Source organism: Lentiprolixibacter sp. (assembly GCF_982873095.1).
The window spans coordinates 1-13,716 of the sequence record NZ_CEYNTP010000037.1 but is presented as its reverse complement, the minus strand read 5'-3'; the positions used below and the strand labels follow the sequence as shown (position 1 = coordinate 13,716).

Here is a 13,716-nt window from a genome sequence, read left to right as displayed (position 1 = left end):
ATTCTTCCAAAGACATACAGATCTATATCAATTCCCCAGGGGGAAGTGTGTATGCAGGTTTGGGGATCTATGACACCATGCAATTCATCAAACCGGACGTAGCTACCATTTGCACCGGTATGGCAGCTTCAATGGCAGCTGTATTACTGTGCGCCGGGGAGAAAGGGAAGCGCAGTGGTCTGAAACACTCAAGGGTAATGATCCATCAACCCATGTCAGGAGCACAAGGTCAGGCCAGCGATATAGAAATTGCCGCCAAAGAGGTGCTGAAGATAAAGGATGAGCTGTATCACATTATTTCTGAGCACAGTGGGCAAACTTTTGAAAAAGTTTATGAGGACAGTGACCGTGATTACTGGATGAAAGCTGAAGAAGCAAAAAAATACGGGATGATCGACGAAATCCTGGAAAGGGATAGCGATTAACACCCCGAGATGCGATTAGAATTGCAAATACGATAAACCAAAATAGCATTTCTGTCGTTATAGAAATTGACAGATACCCCCGCATATGGCAAAGGAAAACCTGGAATGTTCGTTCTGTGGCCGCAAAAAGCCCGAGACCAATCTGCTGATCGCAGGGCTGGATGCCCATATCTGTGACCGATGCATTGAACAGGCACATGGCATTGTCGCCGAGGAATCCCGTCAGGCGAAAAACGACGACCTCAATTCAGAATTGATCCTTAAGAAACCTAAGGAAATCAAGGCTTTTCTGGACACTTTTGTCATCGGACAGGAACGCACGAAAAGGGTCCTTTCCGTTGCGGTATACAACCACTACAAGCGCTTACTGCAGCCGCACTCCAAAGAGGATGATGTGGAAATTCAAAAGAGCAACATTGTAATGGTGGGGCAAACAGGTACAGGCAAAACGCTAATGGCGAAAACCATTGCCCGCATGCTTAATGTTCCCCTTGCCATAGTTGATGCTACCGTACTCACCGAGGCCGGATATGTCGGGGAAGACGTGGAAAGTATCCTCACCCGTTTGCTTCAGGCTGCAGATTACAATCTGGAAAAAGCCGAAAAAGGAATTGTTTTCATTGATGAGCTCGATAAGATTGCCCGCAAGAGCGATAATCCCTCAATTACTCGCGACGTTTCGGGGGAAGGTGTCCAGCAGGGCTTGCTCAAATTGCTGGAGGGTACTGTTGTTAACGTGCCCCCAAAAGGCGGCCGGAAACACCCGGACCAGAAGTTTATAGAGGTGAATACAGAAAATATCCTGTTTGTAGCAGGAGGCGCCTTTGATGGAATAGAACGTATAATCACCAAGCGGTTAAATATGCAGGCTATCGGGTACAGCGCTTCCAAACGGGAGGATGCGCTCGATGAAAGCAATGTATTGCAATATATCATCCCTAAAGATCTTAAGGAATTTGGATTGATCCCGGAGATCATTGGAAGGCTGCCTGTACTTACCCACATGAACCCGCTTGATAAGAAAACACTCAGGGCCATCCTTACCGAACCTAAGAATGCTATTATCAAACAATATGAGAAATTGTTTGCCATGGATGGCATCACTTTCAAAATTACAGAACAGGCTTTGGACTATATCGTTGACAAGGCCATAGAATACAAGCTGGGTGCACGTGGTTTAAGATCCCTTTGCGAAGCGGTGTTTACGGATGCTATGTTTGAGCTGCCCAGCACTGATGAAAAGGACTTTAAGGTGACCAAACCCTACGCTGAAGATAAGCTGAGCTACGAAACGATTAAAAAGCTGAAAGCAGTTTCCTGACAGTCCCTACCCTACCTTTTTATAGCGGATACTAAACTGACTCTCCAACAGGTACAGGCATACCTTTTGGATGATTTTCTCATCTGTATACAATTCGTGTCCGAACCGGGGTATGGTTTCAAGGACCAATCCTTCCTGAGCAGACCACTGTTCTGCTGGAAGTAGCTTCTGGAATTCCCCATACAAAAGGTTTACAGGGATATCGGGTTTTTTGAGGGTCGTGGTCAGGTTAAATGGTGATATCGCATAAAGCGACTTAATCGGCAAGTCTTTGAGCGCAGCCTTCCAGGTAATTGAGGACCCCGCACAGAAAGTCAGGTAATGAGCGGGTTCCTTTCCTTTTTCCTTTATAAGCAATTGTTCAACGGCCCTGTCCATCCCGCCGTTAAGGAAGGCCTCATGCAGACTATCCTTGGTGTTCAGGCTCAGGTCAAGGTAGCCCAGCTCTCGACTATCGTAAAACGAAATATCAAAATAAGACTGCAAATATCCGAGGTAAGAGGTAATCCAGAGGCCTTTTTTACAGCCCCACATATCGGACAGGATAACAAGTCGTTTGGTCATGATCAGGTTATATTCCCCGTTTTGGGAACCTGAATTTGGGAATAATTGTTGCGTTGTCAATATTTATTGGTTCATCTGAAGCAATTCATCGATGTAGGCCCGTTCATTGGACAATCTGGGGATTTTATGTTGTCCTCCCAGTTTCCCTTTGGACTTGAGCCAATCGTAAAAAAGGTTCTCCCTGGCGACATGGATCCTAGGCTTGTTTAGGGTCATGTTATTGTACCGTTTGGCCTCATAGTCAGAGTTCAGGGATTTCAGGGCGCGATCCAGGGAATCACAGAAAATATCCAGCTTTTCAGGAATATTCCTGAACTCTATTAACCATTCATGGGCCCCTTTCTCCTTTCCGGTCATGAATATGGGCGCTACAGTGTAATCTTTGATTTCTGCCCCGGTTTCCCGACAGCAACGTTTCAGGGCCTCTTCGGCATTTTCGATGATCAGTTCTTCCCCAAAAACATTGATGTGGTGTTTGGTTCTGCCGGTGATCTTGATCCTATAAGGGTTAAGCGAGGTGAACCGGACTGTATCACCGATCTGATACCTCCAGAGCCCTGCATTTGTGGTGATGACCACTGCGTAGTTGGTCCCTAGTTCCACTTCCCAAAGCGGAACCGCCTTCTGTTGCGGGGAACCAAAAAGGTCCATCGGAATGAATTCATAAAAAATTCCATAATCCAGCATCAAAAGCAGGTCGGATTCATTATTGCGGTCCTGAATGGCAAAAAAGCCTTCGGAAGCGTTGTAGATCTCATAATATTTGAACCTTTTTCGCGGCAATAATTTACTGTACTGTTCGCGGTAGGGATTAAAACTTACCCCTCCATGAAAGTAGACTTCCAGGTTTTCCCAAATCTCAAAAAGATGGGCCTTTCCAGTCTCCTCAAGTACACGGTTCAGGAGTACCAACATCCATGAAGGCACGCCGGCCAGGCTGGTAACGTTTTCCTGTATACTCTCCTGTATGATGGCGTGCATTTTGCTCTCCCATTCGCTCATCAGGGAAACGCGGTTACTCGGGGTACTGCTCATTTCCGCCCAAAAGGGCATGTTGTCTATAAGAATGGCGGAAAGGTCACCGAAGAAGGTACCATTGTCCTCGTAAAGCTCTTTGCTTCCGCCTAAGCGCAGGCTCTTCCCAGTAAAAAGCTGGGAATTTTCATTGTTATTGAGGTACAGGCATAACAGGTCCTTTCCTGATTTGTAATGGCAGTCTTCCAGTGCCTCCATACTTACAGGGATAAACTTGCTCCTGGCATTGGTGGTACCACTGCTCTTTGCAAACCATTTAATGGAAGTAGGCCAGAAAAGGTTTTGCTCCCCCTTTCGTGTGCGTTCTATCAGGGGTTCCATCTCCTCGTAGGTGATCACAGGAACCCGGTCTGCATAGGTTTTGTAGTCGGGTATGGTTGAAAATTCATAGTTTTTTCCCACTTCCGTTTCTTCAGCCAGGTTAAGCAACTGCTGCAGCACCTCCTGTTGAACTTCTGCCGGGTATTTCAGGAAGAGTTCAATCTGGTGATAACGCTTTTTCAGTAGCCAGGACGCTATGGAATTGAACAGCGGGATCGGCATTTTTGAATATCTTTGTTTGCCTAAAAATAGGGATAAGTTTATAATTTTTAACCGATTTAAAGCTTCACAATTTCATGCAGTTCCAGGGTGTTCTTCAGAAGATGCAGACAGAGATGGGCCAGCCCATACAGTACTATATGCTTTTTGAGCAGGATTTTCTCAATGTCAACCAGGTACTGGACAAACAGTTACAGATCGATTTTATCAAGTACCAGTGCCTGCGCTGTGGGGAAGACCTGCCGATATACCGTCAGGGGTTCTGCCAGAGTTGCTTCTTTGAAACCCCACTGGCCGGTGCGTGGATCATGCGACCCGAACTGAGTACCGCCCATCTGGACAAGGAAGACCGGGACCTGGAATATGAAAAAAAAGTACAGTTACAACCCCATGTGGTGTATCTCGCAAATTCGAGCTCTGTTAAGGTTGGGGTTACACGTAAATCCCAGGTACCCACTCGCTGGATAGATCAGGGGGCTCATGAAGCCATACTCATTGCCGAGGTTCCCAACCGCTACCTGGCAGGAATCACAGAAGTAGCCTTAAAAGAACACGTATCAGACAAAACCAACTGGAGGAAAATGCTCACCAACCAGGTGGAAGATGAAGACCTGCAGACCTGGCGGGAGCGACTCAAATCCCATATGCCCCAGGAGACCCTACCCTACTTCCTGGACCAGGGAGGGGAAATTCATATGGACTTTCCGGTACTGCAATATCCTGAAAAAGTGAAAAGCCTCAACCTAACCAAAACACCTTCCTACAGCGGGGTGCTCAAAGGGATCAAAGGGCAGTATCTTATTTTTGAAGACAACACGGTGTTCAATATCCGGGGTAGTGAAGGATATTACGTGGCCCTGGGGATCAGTTGACCGTATCTTTCTTTTTCTTTTTCAAAAGACCTTTTAACAATCCTTTCGCCTGTTCCTCAAGTGGGTTTTCGGTTTTTTTAAGGGAGTCCTTTGCCGTGCTGTCCTTTGGGGTTTTCTTGAGTACGTCCAATACTCCCTTTACAGCTTCACTTTCTTTGGATTTCGCAGTATCCGCAGGTTTACCAAGAACGCCACTAAGCAATTCCTGGGCTTTGTCTTTTCCCTTGTTGAGCATTTTCTGTTTCTGGAGTTCCAGTAATTGGTTGGTCAGGCCCTTCACCCCACTGTTCAGGTCTGATTTGATCTGTGGTGAGCTGTGAGACCCTGTAATCCCCACCTGTACAGGTAGTTTCAGGTCCTTAAAATCGGTTTCTCCAATACTGGCCACCAATCGCTGTACTTCCGGACCGAGGTATTTAGCTGGCACGTCCAGTTTCAGCTGATAATTCAAAGAACGGTCAAAACCGTGACCCCCTTCTACCCGAATGGCGATATCTTCGTACTTAAAGCCAAAGGGTTTCACCCGTACCTTCCCCTTCTCAAAAGCCAGGGCGGTTTTTGCGCCCCTTAGATCCAGCTTATTCAAGTCAAAAAAGTTAAAGGACGAATTAAGCTTCTCCAGAACTGGTAACCGGTCGGCTTTCATATTGGCGGCGAGTACTTCTGCCAGAACTTCGCCGGTAAGTGAAGTCAGGTCGGGCCTAAAATCCGCTGTCAGGTCCCCTGCTACAGCAAGCTGAGACGAAAAACGGCCTTCCATGGCACTTGCCACGGGCACCAAAGCCTGGAAAAGGTCAAGAGCCCTGAAGGCTTTTTGGATCTGAAGCTGTTGTACATCAAGGGCCAGGGCAAACTGAGGCTGTTCCATGCGTGTATTTACGGATCCCTGCAGGGCAAGTTTCCCGTCTAAAAAGCCGGTAGTAACCTCCTGAAAGTCAACTGCACCTTCATTTACCCTGATGGTTCCCTTAAAATTGTCTAATTCCAATTCATTGTACACTACCTTGCCGGCACGGGCCGCTATCTCCAAATTCAAGTTTTCCGGTATTTTTATGGCAGTAATCGTATCCATACCGGTTTGCTTGTCCTCTGTACTAGCCCCGGATATAAAATCTGCCAACTTAAAGGTGTTGGACCGGAGGTTAAGTTTGCCCTGCAAATCCCGCCCTCCTAACTGGTACCCCAGTATTGGAAAGAGGCTACCGGCCACTTCAAAATCACTTTGCCCCAAACTGCCCCGGGCTTCCTGAATCAACATGCGATCTTTGGCAAAGGCCGTGCCGGTATAGACAAAATTTGTAAGAGCTGCACTCCCCTCCAGCTGGATTTGCTCATACGTTTTCTGCCTCAAGAGGGTCTCGTTGAAACTCGCACGTATATCAGCTTTCAACCTGCCACGCAAGCCTACCCCACCAGGCAGGGGATAGGCTTCACTCAAATGAGCAAGATTCATATTGGTCCTGAGCGACAGCCCGGTTAGTCTCTCCCCTAAGATGTCCTTGATCAGGGCTTTCAGGTTAAATACATCTTCGCCAATCCGGAAAGCGGCATCCTTTACTTCCAGGTTAATATTCCCATTTTCTGAATTGTTCCCTACCCCGGCCTGGAAGGAAATATCGTTAATTGAACGCGGCATCTGAGCATACTGCACCCTGGCATTCTCTGTTTTGATGCCCAGATCAAACTCAGGTATCGCATCTTCTGAATACCTACCTTTCAGGATACCGGAAATTTCAAAATCCCCTTCTGCGTTGAGGGTACTCAGGTTACCTGTAAATTGTTCCGGGAGGATGGACAGGAAGTCCTGGAATTTTGCCGAAGGCGCTTCAAACCTAATGTCGTATTCCTGATAATCGTCCCCGACCTGAACCTCACCATCAAAAACCAAAGCCAGCTGTTTCAAGTTGGCCTTATTATCCAGAAATCGATAGCGGTACTCCTCCAGGTCCATACCGATCAGGGCCTGCCAGGTAAAGGGGGTGTTCTGCAGGTAGTACACGCTGTCCAGGGCGATGGATAAACTGCCTTCGGTCTGAGTATCCAATTGGCTGTCTTTGAGCGACAAATCCCCAGTTCCTGTGTGATTGCTTATAAGGATGTCAAGGTCGATGCCAGCATCCAGGCTGGTATAGTGGATTTCCGATTCCTCGATTTCATAAGTACTTAGGGAAAAGGTGAATCCTTCCGAGGAGTTGTTCACTTCCTGGCCTTCAGATATTTCCTTTATTATATCGTAGTTCAACTGACCTTCCAGGTCCTCCCTGAGGTTCAGGCTGCCTTTTACCAGCACGATGCTTTTTACCGTCAAGGGGTCTTCGGCCGACTTAAACAACTCAAAGATCCCCATTTTAAGTTCCAGGGCCTGTGCAAAGAATAGGGTGTCCCCTTCAAAAGGAGCTTTTGTAGTAAGATGGGGCCCTTCCAGGGATAATTCCGCATTTGGAAAACTGGAAATCAGCGATAGGCTGGCCGTTTTAAAATCGAACTGCCCTTCAATCTGTTTATTGACATTTTCCCTGAGCAGCGACCCGATTTTCGCCTCCAGGAATAACGGTACAATTATCAAAAAGGCCAAAATCAATACTACCGGTATAGAAAGGCCAACAAGTAGTTTCTTTTTCATATCCGCATACTTATCCTCCTCAACTTAAACAATAAATAGGGGTATTTATTTTATTTTTCCAGATCTATTTCTTCACCGATTTCCAATTTGAAGCGGCTGCGCAACAGGAATACAAAAAAGTAGAGCAAGGGCGTGTCCAGGAAGGCGATAAAAATCTTGAAAATAACCCCACTTACGACCAGGCCGTAAAACATGTTCCATGGGATCACCCCAAAAACGCAGAGGAGTCCTACTACTGTGAAGGTGTCTATGAATTGGGAGGAAAAGGTTGAAAAATTGTTCCGCAACCACAGCATTCTTCCCTTAGTCACCCGTTTCCAGAAGTGGTAGATCGCAATATCCACATACTGGGCACATAAATAGGCGATCATAGAGGCCAGCACTGCGATGGGCGAAAGGGCAAAGACCTTTCCAAAGAGTTCGTCATCAACCGGAGAGGAAGGGATGGCCGGGGCCAGATCCGCAAGGAGTACAATCCCCATGGAAAAAAAAGAGGCGAATATCCCTGCAGTTACGATCTGGTTGGCCTTCTTCTTTCCGAAAATCTCAGAAATAAGGTCGGTAATCAGGAAGGTGATCGGGTAAGGAAGTACCCCAACAGAAATCTCAAACAGCGGGGCGCCAAAAATGGTTGCATCTCCAAAGGGTTTCCAATAAAAGAATTTCTGAAAAATCAGATTGCTTACCACCAGGGAAGTGATAAACAGGGCGCCAAGATAGAGATAGATTCGAAACGCCAGTTTCTTATCCTTCGGTGTCATGATCTAGCGGATATTAAGGGTAAATGGCATCCTCGCCTGAATCCCCTTCTGCTTTACGGCTGAGCGGATCTCCCTGAGGATCCCGTAGGCCTCTTCCCCCAGTTCTTCTTCAACTAAGGCTTCCCTTACTTCGGCACTTGCGCCGCCGAGATCTTCCATAAAACGTTCAAAACCAGATTTATACCTGGGGAGTTTCCGTATACTGTAGCTTTCAATGCCTGCGAGGGAGGCGGCTTCGGCAATGGCATCCTCCAGGCCACCTATTTCATCTACCAGTCCGAGTTTTTGGGCCTCTGTCCCGCTCCATACGCGCCCCTGGGCGATTTCCTCAACTGCGGACAATTCCATGTTCCGGCCCTGGGCAACACGTTCGAGAAAGGTCTGATAGGTATTGGCCACCCCTTCTTGCAGATAGGCCCTGAAACCATCAGACATGGGCTCAAAGAAGGAATAATCCACTGCATTTTTGTTGGTCCCCACCTGCTCCGCATTGACCCCAACATTCGAGGCGAGTCCACTAATATTGGGAATGGTACCAAAAACCCCAATAGAGCCGGTAATCGAAGTCGCTTCGGCATAGATCTTATCCGCTCCGGCGGCCAAATAATACCCTCCAGATGCGGCAACGTCCCCCATGGATACCACTAAGGGTTTTTCCTGTCCGGTAAGGATTACCTCCCTCCAGATAATATCAGAGGTTAGTGCACTGCCTCCGGGGGAATTCACACGCAGCACTACAGCTTTCACCCTGTCATCCTCGCGGACCCTCTTTAGTGCTTTGGTCATGGTACCCTGACCGATATATTCCGGGCCACCCTTGCCATACAGAATTTCACCCTCGGCAAAAATCACGGCGATGCGATCTTTTCCTCTGTCCAGGCGTTTGGTGTTGGCTACCTGTACATAATCTGAAAGGGCTATGGCATTGTATTTCTCATCTTCCGCCACTCCCATCTTATTCTTAATGATGCCTTCGTATTGGTCCTGGAAAAGAATCTCGTCTATCAAACCCGAAGACTTAGCATATTCAGGGGTCCTGGCCCCAAGGGTATCGGCGATCTGATCCAGTTGTAAGACAGTTAGTCCACGGGATTCAGCTATTTCGTCCAGCATTACTTTCCAGACATCCTCCAGCAGGGTGGTTAGCTGTGTCCTGTTCTCTTCGCTCATTTCATCTGACAGGAAAGGCTCTACCGCACCCTTGAATTTTCCCTGCCGGATCACTTCCATTTTGACCCCGGTTTTTTCCTGAAGGGTCTTATAATACAATACCTCAGCAGACAGCCCCTTGAAATCCATGCTCCCTACAGGATTGATAAACACACTATCTGCCACGGAGGCCAGGTAATAGTCTTTCTGCAGGAAAATATCCCCGTAGGCGTAAACGAACTTACCACTGGATTTAAAGTCGGCCAGCGCCCTTCGAATAGCCTGTGCCTGGGAAGTTCCTGCCAAAAGGAAATTGCTGTTTATACTTATTCCTGAAATCTTGTCGTCTGTTTTCGCCACACGGATAGCGTGTAAAACCTCATCCAGGCCCTGGGTTTTCTCAAACAATACCGCGAAGGGATCTGACTGATCTGTCCCTGTATAGTCTCTTAACGGAAGCGGTAAGGTAAATTCCAGGACGGAGTCTTTTTTGACGACTACCCCTTCGTCTGCCCCGGCAAGGCTTATGAAAATGAGAAACATAAAAAATATGATCCCGAAAGCCACCATACTCCCGATTATAGAGGCCAGTAAATTTCTTAGGAATTTCATGTAATACTAAAGCTCTTCAAACATCAATAACTTGGGCTAAGACCCGCATCACTACACTGTCGCAGTCCTTGTCGGCCAAATATAACCATTGTGCCTCGTATCTGGGGATATTTAAAGATTTTCTTAACCAATATCACTAGGCGACAAGGCTATTTAGTAGAATTCTTTTCTTTAATTTGCCGTTCTGTTATGGAGGAAGTAGTTACTGCATATTTTTCCATTGGGAGCAATCTGGGCAAGCGGCTTTATCACTTGCAAAGATCGGTTATCATGCTCAGTGATCATCTGGGTCCGGCAACCGCCTTGTCCCCTGTTTACGAAACACCGGCATGGGGATTTGACGGGGACCCGTTCCTAAATGCCTGCATTGCCCTGGAGACCACTAAGTCTCCGGAAGATATCCTGAAGACCATTGTTCATATTGAAACAGCCCTGGGCCGGTACCGAAGTGAGGAACCAGGTTATGTTTCACGAACCCTGGACATTGACATCCTTTATTACGGGAACAAAGTGGTGAGCAGCAATGACCTCTGCATTCCACATCCACAGCTGGAGAAAAGAAAGTTTGTGCTAAAACCCCTGGCAGACATCGCCCCTCAATTTTACCATCCGGTGCTTCAGAAAGATACGCGCAACCTTTTGCAGCAATGCCAGGATTCCAGCACTTTGGTTAAAAGCCAGTACAAGCTCTATCCCAACCGGGAGGAGTTTTTTTCACAACTCCACCTGTTGGCCATTGAGGGCAATATTGGGGTGGGTAAAACCACCCTGGCCAAGAAGATCTCAGAAGAATTCAACGCCAAACTGGTCCTCGAACGCTTCGCCGACAACCCCTTCCTCCCGAAATTCTATGAAGACCAGAGCCGATACGCTTTCCCGCTTGAAATGTCATTCCTTGCGGATCGTTATCAGCAATTCACGGATGACACTCAGCAGTTCGACCTGTTCAAGAAGTTTATGGTAAGCGACTACGACATCTTTAAATCGCTCATCTTTGCCAAGGTAACCCTGGGACAGGAAGAATATGCGCTATATAGAAAACTGTTCAATTATATGTACAAGGAGGTAAAGAAACCGGACCTTTATGTATATCTGCACCAGGATACGAAACGCTTGCTGGAAAACATCCGGAAACGAGGCAGGGACTACGAACAACAAATTGCCCCGCAATACCTGGAAGAAATCAACAAGGGGTATGTGGAATTTCTAAAAACCATACCGGAAAGCAACCGCCTGGTCATCGATGTCACCAACCTGGATTTTGTAGATCGGCGTTCGGATTACGAACGGGTATTGGACAACCTGATGGAACATATGATCAATTGTTAATTTGGCATCGCAAATCTTCCACCGCTGTTATTTACCCCTTATCAATTAGTTAACAAAATATTTGCACAGCTGAATTACATTTCTTTTATTGCAATCCCTTTTTCAGTAACTAACTAGCTCAAACTATATATCGAGTGCCCTGACGTCGCAAGATGGTCAGGGTTTTTTTTTACCCGGATGCTTTTGGATTTTTGACCAAAGGTCCCATATCACCACGCCTGCAGATACAGAAATATTCAGTGAATGTTTGGTGCCAAATTGTGGAATTTCCAATACTCCGTGGCAGGCATTTACCACGTCCTGGCTTACACCTTTGACCTCATTGCCAAAGACCAGGGCGTATTTTATTCCGGGTTGGGGCTCAAAATCCTGAAGCCAAATGGCCTGTTCGGTTTGCTCTACGGCGAGGCAGTGATGGTCTTTGCTCAGTTCCCTTATCAAGGCAACCGCATCTTTTCGATATTCCCATGTTACACTTTCCGTTGCCCCCAGGGCGGTCTTGCGGATATCCTTATGGGGCGGCGTGGCCGTGATCCCACAGAGGTAGATCTTTTCTACAAGGAAAGCATCTGCCGTGCGAAAAACAGAACCGATGTTATTCAGGCTTCGGACATTGTCCAAAACCAGAACCATAGGGGTCTTAGCTGCCCCCCGGAATTCTTCTGCAGTGAGCCGTTCCAGCTCGCTATTCAGTAGTTTTCGCATCTTTTCGCTTTGTTATGTTGACGGATAAACCAATATGAAATTCAAGTGGGCGCAAGTTATCCGAAAATATCAACAAGTATTCCTCCTCCTGAAGAGAAGTAGTATTTTAGTAGCTACCCTTTAGCCGCAAAAGTAACAGAAAATATTCCCTTTGGCCAAGAAAGCAAAAACGAAGAAAGTGACACCGCTGATGCAGCAATACAACAGCATCAAGACACGATATCCCGATGCCCTTTTACTGTTTCGGGTAGGTGATTTCTATGAGACTTTCGGAGAAGACGCAGTAAAAGCGGCAAAGATCCTGGGAATCATTCTCACACAACGTAACAATGGAGGGGATCGCACGGAATTGGCCGGTTTTCCGCACCATGCGTTAAACACCTACCTGCCAAAACTGGTGCGCGCCGGACAGCGAGTGGCTATTTGCGACCAACTCGAAGATCCCAAGCTTACCAAGACCATTGTAAAAAGGGGGGTAACAGAACTGGTCACGCCAGGGGTTGCACTCAATGACGATATCCTGAATGCCCGGAAAAACAATTTTTTATGTGCCGTACATTTCGGGGCCAGAAGCCTGGGTGTTGCTTTTCTTGACATCTCCACGGGGGAATTCCTGACCGCCGAAGGAAACCAGGAACAGGTAGATAAACTGCTACAGAATTTTGGTCCTTCAGAAGTCCTGGTCTCCAAAACAGAAAAGACCACTTTTAAGGAATCCTTTGGGGGCCATTGGCATACCTTTCTGGTTGATGACTGGGTTTTCCAGGAAGACTATGCCCAGGAAAGTTTAACGGGCCATTTTAAAACCACCTCACTGAAAGGCTTTGGTATCGACCACCTGAAACAGGGCATCCTGGCTGCTGGGGCAGTACTGCATTACCTTTCTGAAACACGTCATAACCAGCTGAGACATATCAATAAAATCCAGCGGATTGCCGAAGAGGAATACGTCTGGATGGACCGATTCACGATCCGTAACCTGGAATTGTACCATTCCCAGCACGAGCAGGCTGTAACCCTGCTGGACGTTATCGATAAGACGCTTTCCCCCATGGGCTCGCGCATGCTAAAAAGATGGCTGGCCCTTCCGTTAAAAAATATAGGGAAGATCAAAAAACGGCACGAAGGAGTAGCCCATCTCCTGGAATCGGAAGAGCTGCAGGAAAAACTGCAGAGCTACCTGGTGAAACTATCAGACCTGGAACGCCTGGTTTCCAAGATAGCGACAGGTAAGATCAATCCCAGGGAAACGGTACAGTTAAAAAATTCCCTTGAAGCCATCAAACCTGTGAAACAGCTGCTTGAACACACAGAATGCGTCGCACTTAAAAAATTGGGAGACCACATCTCCCCCTGTGAAGCACTGGGTAGCCGCATCAAAGAAATGCTACAGGAAGAAGCCGGCACGCATATACAGAAAGGTGATGTTATCGCACCGGGATATTCCGAAGAACTGGACGAACTCCGGGGATTGGCTACATCTGGCAAAGCCTATCTGGACCAGATGTTGTCGCGGGAAACAGAGCGCACAGGGATACCCTCCTTAAAAATAGCTTCCAACAATGTCTTTGGCTACTATATCGAGGTCCGCAATACCCACAAGGATAAAGTCCCGGAGGAATGGGTCCGAAAACAAACCCTGGTAAATGCCGAGCGATATATCACCGAGGAACTCAAAGAATACGAAGCTAAAATCCTGGGGGCTCAGGAGCGCATCCTCGACCTGGAACAGCAATTGTTTGCCCAACAAAATCAGGTGAGATCATAGAGGCTCTAGACC

The 13,716-nt window shown here is 47.2% G+C and carries 10 protein-coding genes and 1 pseudogene; 5 read left to right on the top strand and 6 right to left on the bottom strand.

Annotated elements, in window-relative coordinates:
* Both AC4E7D_RS04015 and clpX read left to right on the top strand, forming a co-directional pair.
* Window positions 1-425: ClpP family protease (locus AC4E7D_RS04015; protein WP_490172520.1), on the top strand; the 425-nt coding region annotated here is incomplete at its 5' end.
* An 85-nt stretch (window positions 426-510) separates the two neighbouring features.
* Window positions 511-1,746 carry an ATP-dependent Clp protease ATP-binding subunit ClpX gene (gene clpX / locus AC4E7D_RS04010; RefSeq protein ID WP_490172519.1) on the top strand — a complete coding sequence of 412 codons (1,236 nt, stop codon included), beginning with the start codon at window positions 511-513 and terminating at the stop codon, window positions 1,744-1,746.
* Window positions 1,747-1,752: 6 nt separating this feature from the next.
* Here the strand turns inward: clpX and AC4E7D_RS04005 are convergent, their stop codons facing one another.
* Together AC4E7D_RS04005 and AC4E7D_RS04000 are read right to left on the bottom strand one after the other, a co-directional pair.
* Entirely contained in the window at window positions 1,753-2,310 is a 558-nt protein-coding gene (locus AC4E7D_RS04005) for a hypothetical protein (protein WP_490172518.1), read from the bottom strand.
* Between the two features lie 63 nt (window positions 2,311-2,373).
* Window positions 2,374-3,888 (bottom strand): GH3 auxin-responsive promoter family protein, encoded by a 1,515-nt coding sequence (locus AC4E7D_RS04000; protein ID WP_490172517.1) that lies wholly within the window; start codon window positions 3,886-3,888, stop codon window positions 2,374-2,376.
* A gap of 74 nt (window positions 3,889-3,962) precedes the next feature.
* On the opposite strand from AC4E7D_RS04000, the gene AC4E7D_RS03995 reads away from it, so the two are divergent.
* A complete protein-coding gene (locus tag AC4E7D_RS03995) occupies window positions 3,963-4,757 on the top strand; it encodes a DUF2797 domain-containing protein (RefSeq protein ID WP_490172516.1) in 795 nt (264 codons plus the stop codon).
* On the opposite strand, the gene AC4E7D_RS03990 is transcribed toward AC4E7D_RS03995, so the two are convergent.
* From AC4E7D_RS03990 to sppA, 3 genes are read right to left on the bottom strand one after another with little or no spacing between them, the layout of a single operon-like run.
* Window positions 4,750-7,380, bottom strand: coding sequence for a hypothetical protein (locus AC4E7D_RS03990; protein WP_490172515.1), 2,631 nt, complete (start codon window positions 7,378-7,380; stop codon window positions 4,750-4,752). The genes AC4E7D_RS03995 and AC4E7D_RS03990 overlap by 8 nt on opposite strands.
* A gap of 50 nt (window positions 7,381-7,430) precedes the next feature.
* Complete coding sequence (locus AC4E7D_RS03985) at window positions 7,431-8,141, bottom strand: queuosine precursor transporter (RefSeq protein ID WP_490172514.1); 711 nt, start codon at window positions 8,139-8,141, stop codon at window positions 7,431-7,433.
* Window positions 8,142-8,144: 3 nt separating this feature from the next.
* The gene (sppA, locus tag AC4E7D_RS03980) at window positions 8,145-9,902 is read right to left on the bottom strand and encodes a signal peptide peptidase SppA (RefSeq protein WP_490172513.1); all 1,758 of its coding nucleotides are present in this window, start codon (window positions 9,900-9,902) and stop codon (window positions 8,145-8,147) included.
* 189 nt (window positions 9,903-10,091) lie between these two features.
* Between sppA and folK the strand changes: the two genes are divergently transcribed.
* On the top strand, window positions 10,092-11,231 hold the full coding sequence (folK, locus tag AC4E7D_RS03975; protein ID WP_490172512.1) for a 2-amino-4-hydroxy-6-hydroxymethyldihydropteridine diphosphokinase: 1,140 nt from the start codon (window positions 10,092-10,094) through the stop codon (window positions 11,229-11,231).
* Between the two features lie 156 nt (window positions 11,232-11,387).
* Here folK and AC4E7D_RS03970 read toward each other — a convergent pair whose 3' ends face one another.
* Window positions 11,388-11,936 (bottom strand): RNA methyltransferase, encoded by a 549-nt coding sequence (locus AC4E7D_RS03970; protein WP_490172511.1) that lies wholly within the window; start codon window positions 11,934-11,936, stop codon window positions 11,388-11,390.
* A gap of 151 nt (window positions 11,937-12,087) precedes the next feature.
* On the opposite strand from AC4E7D_RS03970, the pseudogene mutS reads away from it, so the two are divergent.
* Window positions 12,088-13,683, top strand: a pseudogene (gene mutS, locus AC4E7D_RS03965) (DNA mismatch repair protein MutS); the annotation flags it as partial.
* Window positions 13,684-13,716 lie beyond the last annotated feature (33 nt).